The organism is Massilia phyllostachyos (genome assembly GCF_021044825.1).
Lineage (GTDB): Bacteria > Pseudomonadota > Gammaproteobacteria > Burkholderiales > Burkholderiaceae_D > Telluria > Telluria phyllostachyos.
Genome location: NZ_JAJNOC010000005.1, coordinates 341914 through 359819, shown reverse-complemented (window position 1 = coordinate 359819; position 17906 = coordinate 341914). Strand labels below are relative to the sequence as shown.

The 17906-nt window shown below is 62.9% G+C and carries 18 protein-coding genes; 6 read left to right on the top strand and 12 right to left on the bottom strand.

Features of this window, described 5'->3' with window-relative positions; genetic code table 11:
• The first annotated feature begins 36 nt into the window (after positions 1–36).
• Together LQ564_RS17115 and LQ564_RS17110 are read left to right on the top strand one after the other, a co-directional pair.
• On the top strand, positions 37–1038 hold the full coding sequence (locus LQ564_RS17115) for a CAP domain-containing protein (protein ID WP_231059318.1): 1002 nt from the start codon (positions 37–39) through the stop codon (positions 1036–1038).
• Positions 1039–1043: 5 nt separating this feature from the next.
• Positions 1044–1637 carry an Hpt domain-containing protein gene (locus LQ564_RS17110; RefSeq protein ID WP_231059317.1) on the top strand — a complete coding sequence of 198 codons (594 nt, stop codon included), beginning with the start codon at positions 1044–1046 and terminating at the stop codon, positions 1635–1637.
• On the opposite strand, the gene LQ564_RS17105 is transcribed toward LQ564_RS17110, so the two are convergent.
• The 7 genes from LQ564_RS17105 to rpmH all read right to left on the bottom strand — a co-directional run bounded on the left by LQ564_RS17105 (position 1627) and on the right by rpmH (position 6850).
• Positions 1627–1842: a hypothetical protein gene (locus LQ564_RS17105; RefSeq protein WP_231059316.1), complete on the bottom strand. Its 216-nt coding sequence runs from the start codon at positions 1840–1842 to the stop codon at positions 1627–1629. The two genes, LQ564_RS17110 and LQ564_RS17105, sit on opposite strands and share 11 nt — an antisense overlap.
• A 277-nt stretch (positions 1843–2119) precedes the next feature.
• Complete coding sequence (locus tag LQ564_RS17100; RefSeq protein WP_231059315.1) at positions 2120–2656, bottom strand: DUF1439 domain-containing protein; 537 nt, start codon at positions 2654–2656, stop codon at positions 2120–2122.
• A 112-nt stretch (positions 2657–2768) separates the two neighbouring features.
• Positions 2769–4145 carry a tRNA uridine-5-carboxymethylaminomethyl(34) synthesis GTPase MnmE gene (gene mnmE / locus LQ564_RS17095; protein WP_231059314.1) on the bottom strand — a complete coding sequence of 459 codons (1377 nt, stop codon included), beginning with the start codon at positions 4143–4145 and terminating at the stop codon, positions 2769–2771.
• 209 nt (positions 4146–4354) lie between these two features.
• Complete coding sequence (gene yidC, locus LQ564_RS17090; protein ID WP_231059313.1) at positions 4355–6016, bottom strand: membrane protein insertase YidC; 1662 nt, start codon at positions 6014–6016, stop codon at positions 4355–4357.
• Between the two features lie 10 nt (positions 6017–6026).
• Positions 6027–6293, bottom strand: a complete 267-nt coding sequence (gene yidD, locus LQ564_RS17085; protein ID WP_231059312.1) for a membrane protein insertion efficiency factor YidD — start codon at positions 6291–6293, stop codon at positions 6027–6029.
• Complete coding sequence (gene rnpA / locus LQ564_RS17080) at positions 6290–6685, bottom strand: ribonuclease P protein component (RefSeq protein WP_231059311.1); 396 nt, start codon at positions 6683–6685, stop codon at positions 6290–6292. The genes yidD and rnpA overlap by 4 nt, the downstream gene beginning before the upstream one ends.
• Positions 6686–6715: 30 nt before the next feature.
• A complete protein-coding gene (rpmH, locus tag LQ564_RS17075) occupies positions 6716–6850 on the bottom strand; it encodes a 50S ribosomal protein L34 (RefSeq protein ID WP_040378179.1) in 135 nt (44 codons plus the stop codon).
• A 345-nt stretch (positions 6851–7195) separates the two neighbouring features.
• Here rpmH and dnaA point away from each other — a divergent pair, with 345 nt between their 5' ends.
• From dnaA to gyrB, 3 genes are all read left to right on the top strand, one after another.
• Positions 7196–8602 carry a chromosomal replication initiator protein DnaA gene (gene dnaA / locus LQ564_RS17070; RefSeq protein ID WP_231059310.1) on the top strand — a complete coding sequence of 469 codons (1407 nt, stop codon included), beginning with the start codon at positions 7196–7198 and terminating at the stop codon, positions 8600–8602.
• A gap of 151 nt (positions 8603–8753) precedes the next feature.
• Positions 8754–9860, top strand: coding sequence for a DNA polymerase III subunit beta (gene dnaN, locus LQ564_RS17065; protein ID WP_231059309.1), 1107 nt, complete (start codon positions 8754–8756; stop codon positions 9858–9860).
• 214 nt (positions 9861–10074) lie between these two features.
• Positions 10075–12576: a DNA topoisomerase (ATP-hydrolyzing) subunit B gene (gyrB, locus tag LQ564_RS17060; RefSeq protein WP_231059308.1), complete on the top strand. Its 2502-nt coding sequence runs from the start codon at positions 10075–10077 to the stop codon at positions 12574–12576.
• An 89-nt stretch (positions 12577–12665) separates the two neighbouring features.
• Here gyrB and LQ564_RS17055 read toward each other — a convergent pair whose 3' ends face one another.
• The 3 genes from LQ564_RS17055 to LQ564_RS17045 form a co-directional block, all read right to left on the bottom strand.
• Complete coding sequence (locus LQ564_RS17055; protein ID WP_231059307.1) at positions 12666–12989, bottom strand: hypothetical protein; 324 nt, start codon at positions 12987–12989, stop codon at positions 12666–12668.
• 2 nt (positions 12990–12991) lie between these two features.
• Positions 12992–13621, bottom strand: a complete 630-nt coding sequence (locus LQ564_RS17050; protein WP_231059306.1) for a hypothetical protein — start codon at positions 13619–13621, stop codon at positions 12992–12994.
• A 133-nt stretch (positions 13622–13754) separates the two neighbouring features.
• Positions 13755–15047, bottom strand: a complete 1293-nt coding sequence (locus LQ564_RS17045; protein ID WP_231059305.1) for an MFS transporter — start codon at positions 15045–15047, stop codon at positions 13755–13757.
• 112 nt (positions 15048–15159) lie between these two features.
• On the opposite strand from LQ564_RS17045, the gene LQ564_RS25905 reads away from it, so the two are divergent.
• Entirely contained in the window at positions 15160–15903 is a 744-nt protein-coding gene (locus LQ564_RS25905) for an HNH endonuclease (RefSeq protein WP_272492102.1), read from the top strand.
• Here the strand turns inward: LQ564_RS25905 and LQ564_RS17035 are convergent.
• Positions 15900–17114 carry an extracellular catalytic domain type 2 short-chain-length polyhydroxyalkanoate depolymerase gene (locus LQ564_RS17035; RefSeq protein WP_231059304.1) on the bottom strand — a complete coding sequence of 405 codons (1215 nt, stop codon included), beginning with the start codon at positions 17112–17114 and terminating at the stop codon, positions 15900–15902. The two genes, LQ564_RS25905 and LQ564_RS17035, sit on opposite strands and share 4 nt — an antisense overlap.
• A 166-nt stretch (positions 17115–17280) precedes the next feature.
• Positions 17281–17847: a flavin reductase family protein gene (locus LQ564_RS17030; RefSeq protein ID WP_231059303.1), complete on the bottom strand. Its 567-nt coding sequence runs from the start codon at positions 17845–17847 to the stop codon at positions 17281–17283.
• Positions 17848–17906 lie beyond the last annotated feature (59 nt).

The window sequence follows — 17906 nt, the reverse complement described above, 5'->3', positions numbered from 1 at the left end:
GTCGCCTGGCCCCGACGTATTGACAGGAGTTGTAAAATGAGCTATGCAGTTTGTTTGCCCCTTGTTCGCTGGCGTCCCCTCATCGCCGCACTGGTGGCGGTATCGAGCCTGACTGCCTGCGGCGGCGGCGGCGGCGGGGACAATGACAATGGCGGCAGCAGCGGCAACGTCGGCGCCACCCCGGGCGCGGTGACCCCGTCGCCCTCCGGCGCCGTCCCGACCGGCGCCAATGCGCCGACCCTGACCAACAACATCGCCGTCGACGGCCGCAACTGGATCAACTACCGCCGCTCCCAGCTCGGAGTTCCGACGGTGACGGAAAACACGCTGATCAACAACGCAGCCCAAGGCCACTCGGAATACCTGCGCGCCAACAACCTGATGAGCCACGACCAGGTCGCCGGCCGCACCGGCTTCACCGGCGTCACCCTCGGCGACCGCCTGAACGCGGCCGGCTATACCCTCCCGTCCAACGGCTACGCCTACGGCGAAGTGATCTCCGGGACCACCAACGGCAGCGGCTTCTTCATGGCCGAGGAACTGGTCACCGCGATCTACCACCGCTTCGTGATGTTCGAGCCGAAGTTCCGCGAGATCGGCACCGGCGCCGCCACCGCGACCAACCGCTACAACTACTTCACCGCCGACTTCGCGACCCGCGGCGGCTTCGGCCCGGGCATCGCCTCCAACGCCGTCGCAGTCTGGCCCTTCAACGGCCAGACCCAGGTCACACCGGACTTCATGAGCGACACCGAGCAGCCCGACCCGGTGCCGAACCAGAACCAGGTCGGCTACCCGATCAGCGTGCACGCCAACATCGACGCCCCGGTCACCGTGCAGACCTTCTCGGTGCGCCCGCGCGGCGGCGCCAACCTGCAGGTGCTGCAGGTCTTCCCCTCGGGCAGCGCCACCCAGCGCACCGCCGCCGCCATCATCCCGCTGGCCGCGCTGCGCGCCGCCACCACCTACGACGTCAGCTTCGCCGGCACGGTCAACGGCGCCCCGGTCAGCCGGGAATGGTCGTTCACGACGAAGTGAGCGGCTTGGCACCCGCAGTCGACATCGCCGCCGGGCTGGAACGGATGATGGGCGACCGCGCCATGTACGAGCGCGTGCTGGCGCGCTTTCGCACCGACTACCGCGACGCTGTCGGGCGCATCCGCACGGCGCTCGCTGGCGGCGATACGGTATTGGCGCAGCGTCTCGCGCATACGCTCAAGGGCGCGGCCGCGATGATCGAGGCGGATGGCCTGCGCCAGGGAGCGCTGGCGCTCGAGACGGCCCTGCGTGCGGGCGGCGCGCTTGATGCGGCGATGCTTGCGCGCCTGGAAGCGGAATTAAAACGGGTGATGGCGCAGCTCGATGCGCTGCCGGCGGCGCCCGCCTTGCCGCAAGCCGCCCCGGCGCCGGCGCCGGCGCTGGACGGTGCGGAGCTGGCGCAGCTATGCCGCCTGCTCGACCTGGGCGACAGCGCGGCCCAGGATCTCATCGAGGAACATGGCGCGGGGTTGCGCACGCTGCTGGGCGCGGCCCGCATGGCGCAGCTGCAGGCGGCGATGGCATGCTTCGATTTCGAAGGCGCGCTGCACATGCTGCGGCCGGCGCTGGCCGGCCGGGCGGACGAGCTCAGCGGGTAAATTCCGCTTCTTCGTCGAAGGAATCAGCGCAGGGCTTGCCGCAGAAACGGCGCACGCTGTCGAGTGGCTTCTCGCAGTACCAGCACGATCCCTTGGCAGGCAGGCTCATGCGGGATGGCCTGCCTGTAGCGACACCGGCCGCAGCGGCAAGCACCGGCTCGGTGGCCAGCCCATTGTCCGGAAAACTTTCCTGTGTCGTTTCCAAGATTACCCCCTGCGACAGACTGAAGTTCGACCAAGATTACTTCAGCGGAACATCGTGCCTATGAGAAACCTCAAGCGTGGACCGCGACAGGCACATGCCGCGGCAGGTATCTGCGTTCCAGTGTGCCCCGAATGGGCCGCGTCTGCAATCTGCGATGGGTGATGCAGCAAACCCACAACAATTCTTCCCAGAAGCATGCAGTAATCGACAAATTAAGCGCAAAAATAATAACTTAATGCCAATTTAAATGCAGGCAAGCGTGCGCGTCGTATAAATGCTACTTCGCCGGCTCGAGTGTCACCAGCAAACCAGAGCGTGTGGTTTCGATGCGGGTCGGGATGTACTGGATGCCCGCGTAGCGTAAATCCTTGGGGTCGAAGGAATACACGGGCGTGTCGCGCACCACGGTGTCGATCATCGAATTCGTGACGCGTGTGAGTTGGCGCTCGGCTTCCGGGTTGGCGCCGATGCGCAGGCTGTCGACGCGCGGTTCGGCCATCATCACGGCGGGGCGGCCGGGGTCGACGTAGAGGCGGCCGGAAAAGGCCACGCTGCCGGCCCAGGCGTCGGTCGCAAAAGGCGGCGAGATCGAGGCCTCGAGGGCGAGCGCGACCCGGTCCTGGTCCGGCTGGATCGACAGCAGGGGGCGTGCGAGGCGGATGTCGAAGATCTGCAGCAGGCGGTGGTTGACGGGGAAGCGGCGTTCCAGGCCGGCCTGCAGCTTGGATAGCGGGATCTCGACCTTGCGCGGGCCGGTGAGGCTGGCGCAGGAGGACAGCAGGCCACACATCGCGAGCGCCAAGCCCGCGTTCATGAATTGTCGCTTCGGTATCGCCATGCTTCCTCCAGACTGATGCGCTAGCCTAGCATAACGATGCGAATGTTCAGCGGCTGGTTGAACGCGCGGACGGCAGAGCCGTCCACCCCTACTTGCCGATGCAGAAGCGGCTGAAGATGACGCCGAGGAGATCGTCGGGCGTGAACTGACCGGTAATGCTGGACAGCTGGTCCTGCGCCAGCCGCAGCTCCTCGGCGAACAGGTCGAGCGACTGGTCGTCCTGCATCGCGTGCTGGCGCGCGAACTCCAGGTGCTCGCGGGCCGCGCGCAGGGCGATCAGGTGGCGTTCGCGGGCGAGATACAGCGACTCGCCGGTCTGCTGCCAGCCGGCGATGCGCAGCAGTTCGGTGCGCAGCAGTTCGATGCCGAGCTTCTCGTTGGCCGACAGGTAGAGGTGGGTCGCATCCGCCGACACGTCGATCGATGGCTTGTGGCCCGACAGGTCGATCTTGTTCCAGATGCGTACCACCGGCACGCCCTGCGGGAAGGCGGCGACGATCCGTTCATCCTCCGCGCTCGGCCCCAGGCTGGCGTCCAGCAGGTGCAGGATCACGTCGGCCTTGCCCACTTCTCCCCAGGTGCGCTCGATGCCGATGCGCTCGACCGCGTCGATGCCTTCATCGGTGCGGATGCCGGCGGTGTCGATGATGTTGAGCGGGATGCCCTCGATCTGGATGGTCTCGGTGACCTTGTCGCGGGTGGTGCCGGCGATCGGGGTGACGATGGCGACGTCGGAACCGGCCAGCGCATTGAGCAAGGACGACTTGCCGACGTTCGGCTGCCCCACCAGCACCACGTTCAGGCCTTCGCGCAGCAGCGCGCCTTGCGCCGCCTGGCGGAACACGTTTTCCAGCGCCTCGATGATGCCGGCCAGCTGGCCGCGCGCGTTCGATTTCTCCAGGAAGTCGATCTCCTCTTCCGGGAAGTCGAGCGTGGCTTCGACCAGCATGCGCAGGTTGATGGTCTGGTCGACCAGCGTGTGCACGACTTGCGAGAAGGCGCCGGACAGCGACTGCGAGGCAGACTTCGCGGCCGCCTCGGTGGAGGCGTCGATCAGGTCGGCCACCGCCTCGGCCTGGGCCAGGTCGAGCTTGTCGTTCAGGAAGGCGCGGCGGGTGAATTCGCCGGGTTCGGCCAGGCGCAGGCCCAGGGGCGCGCCCGCTTCCAGCACGCGCGCCAGCAGCATCTGCAGCACCACCGGGCCGCCGTGGCCCTGCAGCTCGAGCACGTCCTCGCCGGTGTAGGAATGCGGGCCCTTGAAGTACAGGGCCAGGCCCTCGTCGATCACGTCGCCGCCCGCGGCTTTGAAGGGGATGTAGGTGGCGTGGCGCGGGGCCAGGGTCACGCCGGGGAACAGGGCGTCGATCAGCTCCAGCAGGGATTTGCCGGAGGCGCGGACCACGCCGATGCCGCCGCGGCCGGGGGCGGTGGCGATGGCGGCGATGGGGGAGGTGTCGAGTTTCATGAGGGGATTGTAAGGGAAACAGGTGCAAGCAAGCGGCGGAGATGTGCTACTAACTTGGGTTCCGGCCTTCGCCGGAACGACGGCGCATCGTTAAGTGGTGCTCTCAGCACGTCGTCCCGGCGGAGGCCGGGACCCAATTCCGATGCGCAGCAAAGAAAGAAAAAAGCCCGCGCAAGCGCGGGCTCCCTCTGAACCAAGAACAGCGCGATTTACTTCGCCGCGCCCGATTCGAACTTCTTGGTAATCACCCACTGCTGCGCAATCGACAGGATGTTGTTCACCACCCAGTACAGCACCAGCCCCGATGGGAAGAACACGAAGATCACCGAGAACGCCAGCGGCATGAACATCATCATCTTCGCCTGCACCGGGTCGGCCGGTTGCGGGTTCAGCTTGGTGGTGATGAACATCGAGATCGCGTAGATGATCGGCAGGACGAAGTATGGGTCGGGCTGGGTCAGGTCGGTGATCCAGCCGATCCACGGCGCGCCGCGCATCTCGACCGACGATTGCAGCACCCAGTACAGGGCGAAGAACACCGGCATCTGCACCAGGATCGGCAGGCAGCCGCCCAGCGGGTTGATCTTCTCGTTCTTGTACAGCTCCATGGTGGCCTGCTGCATCTTCTGCGGGTCGTTCTTGTAGCGCTCGCGGATCGCCTGCATCTTCGGGGTCACCACGCGCATCTTGGCCATGCTGCGGTAGCCGGCCGCCGACAGCGGGAAGAAGGCCAGCTTGATCAGCACCGTCAGGGCGACGATGGTCCAGCCCCAGTTGCCCAGCAAGGCGTGCAGGTGGTCCATCACCCAGAAGATCGGCTTGGCGATGATGGTCAGCACGCCGTAGTCCTTGACCAGTTCCAGGCCGGGGGCGATGCCTTCCAGGGTCTTCTCGTCCTGCGGGCCCGAATACAGGCGGCTGTCGGTCGAGACCGTGGCGCCCGGCGCCACGGTGCCGAGCGGCTGCACGGTGCCGATGGCGTACAGGTTGGTGGCGATCTTCTTGGTGAAGATGTCGCGCTGCGCCTTGTCGGCCGGGATGAAGGCCGAGACGAAGAAGTGCTGCGAGATCGCGATCCAGCCGTTGTTGGCCTTGGTCGAGTGCTCGGCGCTGCCCTTTTCGATCTTCTCGAAGGTCAGCTTCTGGTACTTGTCTTCCGCGGTGTACAGGGTCGGGCCGGTGTAGCTCGACATGAACCAGGAGTCGTTGGCCGGCTTGTTGCCGTCGTGCTGCAGCTGCAGGTAGAGCGAGGGCTGGACCGGCGCGGCAGTCAGGTTGGTCACGTCATGGCGCACGCCGATGGTGTAGTCGCCCTTCTTGAAGGTGAAGGTCTTGGTCAGGCGCACGCCGCCCTGCTCCGCGTCCAGCACCAGCTGCACGGTGCCGTTGGCGTCCAGGGTACGCAGGCCCGGACGCGCGACGAAGGCGGTCTGGTGGTTCGGCAGCACGCCGGCCGGGGTCGAGCCGATCAGGCCGGTCTGGCCCAGATAGGTGTTCTGGCCGCCCTGGTCGAACAGGACCTGGTTCTTGGTCTTGTCGAAGTGGTCCGCGAACTTCAGCAGCTCGAGGCGCTTGATCACGCCGCCGAGGGTGTCGATGTCGACCTTGACCACGTCGGTGGTGATGGTGATGCGCTGGGTCGCTGCGGGCGCTGCGGCGGCCGGTGCACCCGGTGCGCCAGGCACGGCGCCGGCGCCAGGCTGGCCGGCGGCCGGCACGTCGCTCGGCTTGGCCGGCTGCTGGGCGACCTTGGCGGGCGGCGCCGCCGAGAACATCGACTGCTTGCCGTTAGCCACCATCCAATTGTTCCAGAGAACAATCAGCGAGATGGCGAACACGATCCACAGGACGGTACGTTTATTGAGTTCCATTGGAGTCTAGTCAGGAGTGGTTACAACCGCGAGCGGCTGGTGGGGATTGCTGGTGCTTGTCCGCGGGCGGAGGCACGAAGTCGACGCCGCCCGGATGCCACGGGTGGCAGCGGCACACGCGGCGCGCGGCCAGCAGCGATCCGCGTGCGGCGCCATGGACGCGCAGCGCTTCGATCGCATAATTGGAGCAGGTCGGGTAGAAACGGCATTTCTGCCCGAGCATCGGGGACAGCAGCAGCTGGTAGCCGCGAAGGAACCAGACCAGCAGCGTCTTCATGATGGCGTCGGGTTGGCCCGTCGCGGGCGCTGGGATGCGAACAGCCGCGTCAGTTCGGCGCGCAGCTCGCGCTTGAGCGCGGCTGTCGTGGCCGGCCCGTCCTTGCTGTTGACCGGGCGCGACAGGCGCACGATGCAGTCGAAAGGCTGGAGTTCGCTGGTGCGGAACAGTTCGCGCGTGACGCGCTTGATCGTATTGCGCGTCACCGCGCGCGGCGCAAAGCGTTTGGCCGCAACGACGCCGAGCCGCGCATGCGGCAGCCCATTGGGTCGGGTGTAGAGCACGAAATGCGCGGATTTTTGCGCCGGCCGCAAACGAAAAACGGATGAAAACTCATCCGTTTTAACGATACGCCGAACGCGCGCGAAGTCGTGCGAACCTTCGCCTGTCATGCCGACCGCGTCAGTCAGGTGTCTGAAAACTTAGACAGCCAGACGCTTGCGGCCCTTGGCGCGGCGAGCGTTCAGGACTTGACGGCCACCACGGGTAGCCATACGTGCGCGGAAGCCGTGCGTGCGCTTGCGACGGACGACGGAAGGTTGGTAAGTACGTTTCATGGTGGTCTCGCTTAAAGCAAAAGTAAGTGCAAAATCGGGTCTGACGTCGTGTCAGGATTCGTCGCCAATGACAGTTCGCAGTTGTTAAGCCAGCGTCACGCCACAGGGGATACTCGTTTTCGCCCGGAGCACCTGATGCCAACGATGTCAGCTTGATATGGCGCACGGACGGGGAACCCTGAATTAGACACGATTTGCAGTCCAGCTGTCAAGAATGCTGTTGTTTCCCGATGAGCCAGGCAGTGCTTGCAAAACCGGCCACCCGGTTGAAAATAGTGGGCGCAACCTGTGGATAACTTCGGCCGAGACAGGTAAAATAGCGTGTTACGTATCAACTAGCGAAGTATGGAAAATTTTTGGCAGACCTGTTCCGCGCAGCTGGAACTCGAGCTGACGCCGCAGCAATACAGTGCCTGGATCAAGTCCCTTGTCGTGCTCGACTACGAGGACGGCAAGCTGCGCATCGCGGCGCCGAATCGCTTCAAGCTCGACTGGGTCAAGACGCAGTTCGCCAAGCGCATCACCGAGCTCGCCTGCCAGTACTGGGAGGCGCCGGTCGAAGTGCAGTTCGTGCTCGATCCGAAGAACAATCCGGCCAAGAAGCCGGCCGGCCCCGCCACGTCCGGCGCCGCCGGCGGCAGCGCGCAAGGTACCAATTTCGATGCGCCGCGCCAGCCGCCGGAAGCGCCGTCCCAGGGCAACGTCAACATCGCCAACTCGCCCAAGCGCGAGCAGAGCCGGATCAACACCGACCTGACGTTCGACAGCTTCGTCACCGGTAAGGCCAACCAGCTGGCGCGCGCCGCCGCGATCCAGGTCGCCAACAACCCGGGCATCTCGTACAACCCGCTGTTCTTCTACGGCGGCGTCGGCCTCGGCAAGACCCACTTGATCCACGCGATCGGCAACCAGGTCATGGCCGACAACCCGAACGCGCGCATCCGCTACATCCACGCCGAGCAGTACGTGCGCGACGTCGTCACCGCCTACCAACGCAAGGGCTTCGACGACTTCAAGCATTACTACCACTCGCTCGACATGCTGCTTATCGACGATATTCAATTCTTCGGTGGGAAAAGCCGGACGCAGGAAGAGTTCTTCTACGCGTTCGAGGCGCTGATTGCGGCCAAGAAGCAGATCATCATCACCTCGGATACCTATCCGAAAGAGATCACGGGCATGGACGACCGCCTGATCTCGCGCTTCGATTCCGGCCTGACGGTGGCGATCGAGCCGCCGGAGCTGGAAATGCGCGTGGCGATCCTGCTGAAAAAGGCGCAGTCCGAGGGCGTGGGCCTGTCGGACGACGTCGCCTTCTTCGTGGCCAAGCACCTGCGCTCGAACGTGCGTGAGCTGGAAGGCGCGCTGCGCAAGATCCTGGCGTACTCGCGCTTCCACGGCAAGGACATCACGATCGACGTGGTGAAGGAAGCCCTGAAGGACCTGCTGTCGGTGCAGAACCGCCAGATCTCGGTGGAGAACATCCAGAAGACGGTCGCGGACTTCTTCAACATCAAGGTCGCGGACATGTATTCGAAGCGCCGCCCGGCGAACATCGCCCGCCCGCGCCAGATCGCCATGTACCTGGCCAAGGAATTGACGCAGAAGAGCCTGCCGGAGATCGGCGAGCTGTTCGGCGGGCGCGACCACACGACCGTGCTGCACGCGGTGCGCAAGATCGCGGCGGACCGGCAGAAGAATGCCGAGTGCAACCATGAGTTGCACGTGCTGGAGCAGACCCTGAAAGGGTAATGGATATGAACCCCGGCACGCCGGGGTTTCGTAGGGTGGGCGGAGGCCCGCGGGGCCGCCCAGGCCCACCCTACGAGAATTGTGTTTGCCGCTGGCAATTGGCAAAATAGTGTTATAGCAATAAAAATTTCAACATCACCTGAGGATATCTATGCAACTGGTCAAATCCACCCGAGACACGCTTCTCCGGCCACTGCAGATCGTGAGTGGTATTGTCGAGCGTCGGCACACTATGCCGATTCTGGCCAATATCCTCATTCGCAAGGACGGCGAAAGCGTCTCGTTCCTCTCGACCGACACCGAAGTCCAGATCACGACCCATGCCAACATCGGGTCGGGCGACGACGTGACCGGCACCACCGTCGCGGCACGTAAACTGCTCGACATCCTGCGCGCGCTGCCGGAATCGGGCGACGTCACCATGACCCTGCAGAACAAGCGCCTGGCCGTCCAGAGCGGCAAGTCGCGCTTCGCCCTGCAGACCCTGGCGGCCGAGGAGTTCCCGACCGTCTCGGTGGCCGACAGCTACAACGCCACCGTGACCCTGCCGCAAAAGACGCTGAAGCACCTGTTCAACATGGTGCACTTCGCGATGGCCCAGCAGGACATTCGCTACTACCTGAACGGCCTGCTCTTGGTGCTGGACGGTAACAACATCATCGCGGTCGCCACCGACGGCCACCGCCTGGCCTTCTGCCAGGTCGAGACCGAGCAGCAGTTCGAGCGCCAGGAAGTCATCATCCCGCGCAAGACCATCATCGAACTGCAGCGCCTGCTGGAAGAAAGCGACGAAACCGTGCGCCTGGACATCGCGGCCTCGCAGGTGAAACTGACCTTCGCCGACATCGAACTGGTCTCGAAGCTGGTCGAAGGCAAGTTCCCTGACTACACCCGCGTGATCCCGAAAGGCTACAAGAACGAGTTCACGATCGGCCGCGACGAACTGCTGCGCTCGCTGCAACGCGCCGCGATCATGACCAGCGACAAGTTCAAGGGCGTGCGCTGCATCATCGAGCCGGGCGTCATGAAGATCAGCTCGACCAACGCCGACCAGGAAGAGGCGGTCGAGGAACTCGAGATCGACTACGGCGGCGACACCATCGACATCGGCTTCAACGTCACCTACCTGCTCGACGTGCTGAACAACCTCAAGTGCGACCAGGTGAACATCGCGCTGGGCGACTCGAATTCGTCGGCGCTGATCTCGATTCCGGAGAATGGCGACTTCAAGTATGTCGTCATGCCGATGCGGATTTGATCGTCGATCGAATAGTTGAGCAGCCCGTATCGTCTGTATTAAGAGATAGCCTCAACCCGTCGTTCCGGCGCAGGCCGGAACCCAAGTTTGCGTGAACAGCGACGAACTTGGTTCCCGGCCTTCGCCGGGATGACGGTTCAGGGGTTGATGGTGAAAGGTGAAGCAGCCGATTACCAAACAGCCCCTGAATCACCCGTTATATAGAAAGCAGTCCATGTCCGAGAATACCCAACCAGAAAACACCCCTGTCCCCAAGGCGGATGAATACGGCGCCTCCTCGATCCAGATCCTGGAAGGCCTGGAAGCGGTTCGCAAGCGTCCGGGCATGTACATTGGCGACACCTCGGACGGCACCGGCCTGCACCACCTGGTGTTCGAGGTCCTCGACAACTCGATCGACGAAGCCCTGGCCGGCTACTGCTCCGAGATCCACGTCACGATCCACTCCGACAACTCGATCTCGATCACCGACAACGGCCGCGGCATCCCGACCGGCGTCAAGATGGACGACAAGCACGAGCCGAAGCGCTCGGCGACCGAGATCGCCCTGACCGAGCTGCACGCTGGCGGCAAGTTCAACCAGAATGCGTACAAGGTGTCGGGCGGCCTGCACGGCGTCGGCGTCTCCTGCGTGAACGCGCTGTCGAAACTGCTGCGCGTGACCGTGCGCCAGAAAGGCAAGATCCACCAGCTGGAATTCTCGCGCGGCGTGCCGATGGACCGCATCATCGAAGTCGTCGACGGCGTCGAAGTCTCGCCGATGAAGATCCTGGGCGACACCGACAAGCGCGGCACCGAAGTCCACTTCTGGGCCGACGAGGAAATCTTCACCACCGTCGAGTACCACTACGAGATCCTGAGCAAGCGTATCCGCGAACTCTCGTTCCTGAACAACGGCGTCAACATCAAGCTGTCCGACCAGCGCACCGGCAAGGAAGAAGTGTTCGCCTTCGAAGGCGGCACCCGCGGCTTCGTCGAGTACATCAACAAGGCCAAGACCGTCCTGCACCCGACCGTGTTCCAGGCGACCGGCGAGCGCGTATCCGACAACGGCACCAATATCACCGTGGACGTGTCGATGCAATGGAACGACGCCTACAACGAGCAGGTGCTGTGCTTCACCAACAACATCCCGCAGCGCGACGGCGGCACCCACCTGACCGGCCTGCGCGCGGCGATGACGCGCGTGATCAACAAGTACATCGACGAGAACGAATTCGCCAAGAAGGCGAAGGTCGAGATCTCGGGCGACGACATGCGCGAGGGTCTCACCTGCGTGCTGTCGGTGAAAGTGCCGGAGCCAAAGTTCTCCTCGCAGACCAAGGACAAGCTCGTGTCGTCGGAAGTGCGCGGCCCGGTCGAAGAGATCGTGGCGAAAACGCTGACCGACTTCCTGATGGAAAAGCCGAACGACGCCAAGATCATCTGCGGCAAGATCGTGGAAGCAGCCCGTGCCCGCGAGGCTGCCCGCAAGGCGCGCGACCTGACCCGCCGCAAGGGCGTGATGGACGGCCTGGGCCTGTCCTCGAAACTGGCCGACTGCCAGGAACGCGACCCGGCCCTGGCCGAGCTGTACATCGTCGAGGGTGACTCGGCAGGCGGCTCCGCGAAGCAAGGGCGTGACCGCAAGTTCCAAGCGATTCTGCCGCTGCGCGGCAAGGTGCTGAACGTGGAAAAGGCGCGTTTCGAAAAGATGCTGTCGTCGGAGCAGATCACGACCCTGATCGCGACCCTCGGCACCTCGATCGGTCCGGACGAATTCAACGTCGACAAGCTGCGCTACCACCGCATCATCATCATGACCGACGCGGACGTCGACGGCGCCCACATCCGCACCCTGCTGCTGACGCTGTTCTACCGCCAGATGCCGCAGCTGGTCGAGCGCGGCCACATCTATATTGCCCAGCCGCCGCTGTACAAGGTCAAGGCCGGCCGCGACGAGCGCTACCTGAAAGACGACGTCGAGGAAGCCAGCTACATGATGACGTTCGCGCTGAACAACGCCTCGCTGATCCCGCGCGAAGGCGCCGATCCGATTCAAGGCGAAGCGCTGAGCGAGCTGGTGCGCCAGTACAACCTGTCGAACGCCATCATGATGCGCCTGACCCGCGTGATCGACCGCGCGGCGCTGACTGCCATCACCGGCGGCGTGACGCTGGACATGAGCACCTTGGAAAAGGCGGATGCCTCGGCCAAGGCGATGGAAGCGGCGATCAAGGATCCGGCCGTGAAAGTGGTCGTGCGTTCGGACGAACTGTCCGAGAAGCACGCGCTGCGCATCGAGCGCATGCGCCACGGTAACGTGCAGGTGACCTCGATCGACGCCGACTTCGTGCAGAGCAACGACTACGCGGTGCTGGCCAACGCGGCCGCCACCTTCCAGGGCCTGATCGGCGACGGCGCCATCATGCGCCGGGGCGAAGGTGAGAAGATGAAGGAGTTCGCGGTGCGCGGCTTCCACGAAGCCATGATCTGGCTGCGTGAAGAGGCGGAACGTGGCGTGACCAAGCAGCGTTACAAGGGTCTGGGCGAGATGAATCCGGAGCAGCTGTGGGAGACCACGATGGATCCGACCGTGCGGCGGTTGCTGAAGGTGCAGATCGAGGATGCGATTGCGGCGGACCAGATCTTTACTACGCTGATGGGGGATGAGGTGGAACCACGTCGTAACTTCATCGAGTCTAATGCGCTGCAGGCGGGGAATATCGACGTCTGATCGACCTCCGCGTCACGTCAAAACGGCCTCTTTGCGAGGCCGTTTTTATTTCACCGTTTGAAGAATACAGTCGTAGTCTACTGCTGTTCTCACGGCTTGCTGGTCGAAGGTGGCGCTTCGATATCCTCCTCAAACTCGCTGAGCCGCTGCAGGACCGCCTGGTTCTTTGCATACTTGCGCTTTAATTGCGCAAGTTTCTTATCCGTGCCTGTACAAAGTTTGCGGATTTCGCGCTCTACTTCCTTCATTCGCTGCTTGTCTGGCGGGTCTGGAAACTCTCCTCGGAAATGATCACAGCCCTCACGCTGGTTCACATACTTCGCGACATCAGTAGGTAGTCGACTTTCCGCTGCAGACGCATAGCCGAGGCTGGCGCAAAATACAACGAGGGTAGTCTTAAATAAGCTGTGCATCTTCACGCTCCCGTATCTGACCAGTGAGGATCGTCGCGACCGCTGCGATTGTATTTGACGACGCCATAGCTTGCACCAACGCGGTGAAGTTGAGCATTCATGCCCGTGCGCGGAAAAGTTCGAATCCTGACAATGTGACCGTATGCGTCTGGTATCGTCAGATCGCCCGTCCATCTGATGGACATATCGATTCCGGACCGGAAAACATGACGGGACTTCAGTGACGGCGGTACGCCCAGCCGCTCCATTTGAAATGCACTGACCATGTCACGCGCGGCTGCGATGGATTGCTCACGCAAAAACTTCTCATCCTTGTCGTAATGTGCCCATGATATGGCAACGCCGTCCATGGCAGGAACATCTTCAGGTTTGACACGATTCCTAGCGATCTTCCAGCTCCAATGCATTAGATACGCCCGCTTGGGGTCGCGGTAGGTCGCATTAACAGCCACTTTCGCTCCAGCCGCACGCAGGGCTCCGACGAAAGCTTCAACGTAACCACGAAACGGCTGCCGCAAGTCCTGCAAAGTATTAAGCGTTCGATATTGCGAAGCCCAGCTACGGCCACTGGGCTCCAGATCTGCTTCAGGAAGGCTTTGACCTCCTGACTTACCTTTTCGATTGTTACTCATGCCTGCTCCTTGAACGAAAACCAAACTATTAGAGTTGAGTCTTGTCCAGGGAGCCTTGCGCTGGAGCACAGCAATTCAAGAACCAGGTTCTCCCGCAGGAATACTAAGCACACTTGGTCTACTGTAGCGCATCTTAAGCTTTGTCCCACTCAGGAATTGGGCGGATGACGAGGAACTGGTACGACATCGCGCTCAGGAACGCGATGCCGGCCCCGGTCAGCAAGGCTGGGACAAAGGAATAGCTCTGCGCAATGTAACCCGTGAAGATGGGTGCCAGCGCGCTGCCTATGAAACCGCCGAAGTTCTGGATGGCACCGAGCGACGCCACGCGGCTGCGCGGCGCCACCGCCGTCACCAGCGACCACGAGCAGGCCGAGGCTGCGTTGGCGAGGAAGATGACGACCGAGATGCAGGCAATTGCGACCGTGTTGCTCTCGACCAGCGCAGCAGGAATCGTAAACGCCACCATCCCCAGCATGGCCAGCACGACTGCCGTGCGGCGACCCAGCACGGTCGACTTCGCGCGGCTGGTGATCTTGTCGGACGCCCAGCCGGCTACCAGGGCGCCGGCAAAGCCGCACACGAAGGGAATCGTCGCGGCCACACCGACGTAGGCCACATCCATGTGGCGCTCCGTACGCAGGTAACCCGGCAGCCAGGTGAGGAAGACCCAGTTCAGGTAGACCGAACCGAAGAAGCCGAGCAGCATGCCCCAGGTGGCGCGCTGGCGAAACAGCGCGCGCCACGCCGCGAAGCCGGCTTCCGGCGCAGCTTCCAGGGTCTGGCCTTCGTCCAGGTAGGCGCGTTCGGCCTCGGTCAGCTGTTCGCGCACCGGGTCGCGGTAAAGGGCGACCCAGACCACGGCCGCGACCAGGCCCAGCGCGCCGGTGACGAAGAAGGCCCAGTGCCAGCTCGTCGCAGCGATCAAGGGCGACAGGCACAAGGGAGCAAGCGCGAAACCCAGGGGCGAGGCGGAATTGTAGATGCCGGTCGGTGTGCCGCGTGCGCGTAAGGGGAACCAGTTGCTTACGACCCGCGCCGCTGCCGGGAATTGCGGCGCTTCGCCGATCCCGAGCACGATGCGCGCGAGGACGAACCAGCCGAAACTCGACACCAACCCGCCTGCGGCCTGGGCGAGTGACCAGACCACCAGACCCATGCCCAGCAGCCAGCGCGGCCCGATCTTGTCGACCAGGGCGCCGACGGGAAGCTGGCACAGCGCGTAACTCCATGAAAAAGCCGAGAGCAGCAAGCCCATTTGGCCGAGCGACAGGCCCAGGTCGGCGCGGATGAATTCGTTGGCGACTGCGAGCGTGGCGCGGTCGAGGTAGTTGATGACGCCGGTGACGACCAGCAGCACGAGCGCCAAGGTCTGACGATGGCGGATCCGCGGCGGGGTGGCGGTAATGGGTGAGAGGTCTTTCATCCCGTGATCGTATCAAACGAGCGTTGCCAGGTCGAAAGATATCTAACTTAATTATTGTTGAGAAGATATTGAACAGACACTAGACTAAGAGGATAGGAATGCCTGCCTCTCCATGTCCGAATCGAATCCATCACCTGCCGCCCCCGACGCCTGGAGCGATGCCGAGCTGACGATCGCCATCAAGGCCTATCTGCGGATGCTGCACGCGGAATTGCATGGCGTGGCGTACAACAAGGCTGCGGTGAATAGGGCACTCCGAGAAGGGCCGCTGCCAAACAGGTCGAAAGGCTCGATCGAATTTCGAATGCGGAATATCTCCGCGGCGCTGTACGAGCTGAAGATGCCCTATATCGCTGGATACCTTCCCGCGACAAATATCGGCTCGGCAGTCAAACAACAAATGATTGCCCTGCTGAGCATGCAGGGACTCGAATCGCTCGAAGCCTACGTCCCGACAGCCGATGCAGGGACGCTGGCGCAACGGGTTTCGGACCTCATGCAGCGCCAGCTCGGCGTCATACCCAAGGGATCGCCGAAGCCCACCACCGTAACGAACATGGTCACGAGCTACGTCCGGGATCCGGCAGTCAAGGCCTGGGTGCTGCAAGCCGCGAACGGCCACTGCGAGGGCTGCGGCGCCCCCGCGCCTTTCAAGGGAATGGATGGCCTGCCCTTCCTTGAGGTCCATCACGTCATGCCCTTGTCCAGCCACGGCTCGGACACGACGGCGAACGCGGTCGCCCTGTGCCCGAACTGTCATCGCCGCTGCCACTACGCCCTCGACCAAGCCGAATTCAAGCTCATGCTGTACGAGCGCATCGCACGACTGGCCGTCGAAGTGCCGGCTGACGCCTAGGAACAAGTCCCGTACGCGTAATACCCCGCCGAGGTCTGCCTGACATTCGTATACGCCGTGGTCAGGTAGTACCCCAGATACTGGTTCGAATTGGTCGCATACACCTGGTTCCCCGCCCCCAGGTAGGCCCGCCCCGCCACCACATGCGCGTAGTTGCTGGCATACGTCGACGTGCACGTGAACGGCGCCGCCGTATTCCCGCCGACGATCTTGTCGATCATGGTCTTGATCGCCACCATCTGCCCGCCGCTCTTGGCCGGGAAGTTGACGTCGTCGTGGCCCCACCAGTCCCAGCATCCGCCCGGATTGTTCGCCTTGGCCATTGCCTGCGGATACAGCACGATGATCTTGTTGGTGTCCGCCCAGCGGTTGTAGCCGGCGTTCTGGTAGAAGGCCGTGCCGACGCTGGCGACGTTCTGCATGCAGCCGTGGAAAGCCACATGCAGCTTGCAGGACTGTCCCGCGGCGCAGGCGGCGGGCACGTAGGCGTAGCCGCTGCTGGCCATGCCGTGCAGGGTTGGATTACCGTTGCCCCAGAACGCGGCCTGGTCGAAGTTGATGAAGGAACCATTGAGCGTGCTGACGTTCTTCTGGTTCAGCGTCCCGTAGATCCACTTGAGGATCTCGCCCGCGGTGTCGAAGTTGCAGTTGTTGACGAAAGGCGAACCGTTGGTGCCGCAGCTGCTGCCGAAGAAGTCCGTCGGGATCGAATGCTGGGCGGCCAGGTTGTTCTTGTACTGGATGTTCGCGCTCGGGACGTAATTGCCGTACATGGTGCGCAGGTCGTTCATCACCGGCTGCTTCACGGTCGAATCGATGGTCCCGGACAGCAGGTAGACCTTCGAGGCCGCCATATTGCTGGTCGGGTCGATGTAGCCGTTGCTCGACCAGGTGTTCACCACCGAGATCAGGTAGGGCAGGTTGCGCGACGCGGTATCGAGCATGCAGGGCCCGGTCGCGATCGCCGCGTTGCCCTGCGAGCAGTACACCGGTCCGCCTGCGATGATGCCAGCGCCCTTCTTCACCGTCTTCGAATACGCGAAGTGCATCTGCGCCGCCATATGGGCGCCGGACGAGAAGCCGGAGACCGATACCTCGTTGACACTGACGTTGTACTTGGGAAGAGCGATGACTGCTGCGTGGGCGCTCGTGGCGAGCAGGCTGAGGGCGAGGGCGGCTAGCCCCGTGGATGCGCGAGGGTGGAAGTCCATTCTGTCTCCGATGTTGTCGTCGTTATCGTGGATCGCCGTCGTGCGACGCTCCAGCCAGGCTCAAGCCCGGACAAGTCAGAATAGTTGAGGCAAAAACATAGTCAAGCGAACACTCGGCGCATCGACGCACATGCGGTGTGCATGGTTTCACCGATGCAGAACGTAATCAGTCCGGCTCCTTGGCCAGCATGCCCTTCGAGCGCCGGCTGATGACTTTACCGGCCACCATGAACACGCCTTCGCCCGTGTAGTGCAGCGTCTCCGGATGCTTGGGCGTCTTTGCCGCCCTGGCCGCGACCACTTCCCAGATGAAGAAGTTGTACTTGTCCACCAGGCTGTCGTCGTGCAGGCGGCAGGCGAACTGGGCGTGGCATTCGCGGATCGCCGGTGCCTGCACGCCATCGATTGCTTCCGGCGTCAGTCCATAGTGCGCGAACTTGTCCATCTTGCTGCCCGCATGCGTGCCGATGCCGACCACGGCGTCCGTCAGGCTGATGGTCGGCAGATTGATGACGCATTCGCGGCTCTTCCGGATGAGCTCGAAGCTGTGGTTCGATGAGGCGATCACGCAGCCGATCAGGGATGGAGAAAACTCCATCACCATATGCCAGCCCATCGTCATGATGTTCTGCTCCCCTTTCCAGCAAGAACTGACGAGCACGATCGGTCCCGGCTCCAGGTAGCGCCGGATCTTGTGGAGAGGAACTTCCTGCTTGCTATAGCCGCGTGCCATGGGAATGGATTGGGCGAAACGACAGCCGTCGTGCGCCACGATTCGGTTGACTGAAGCAT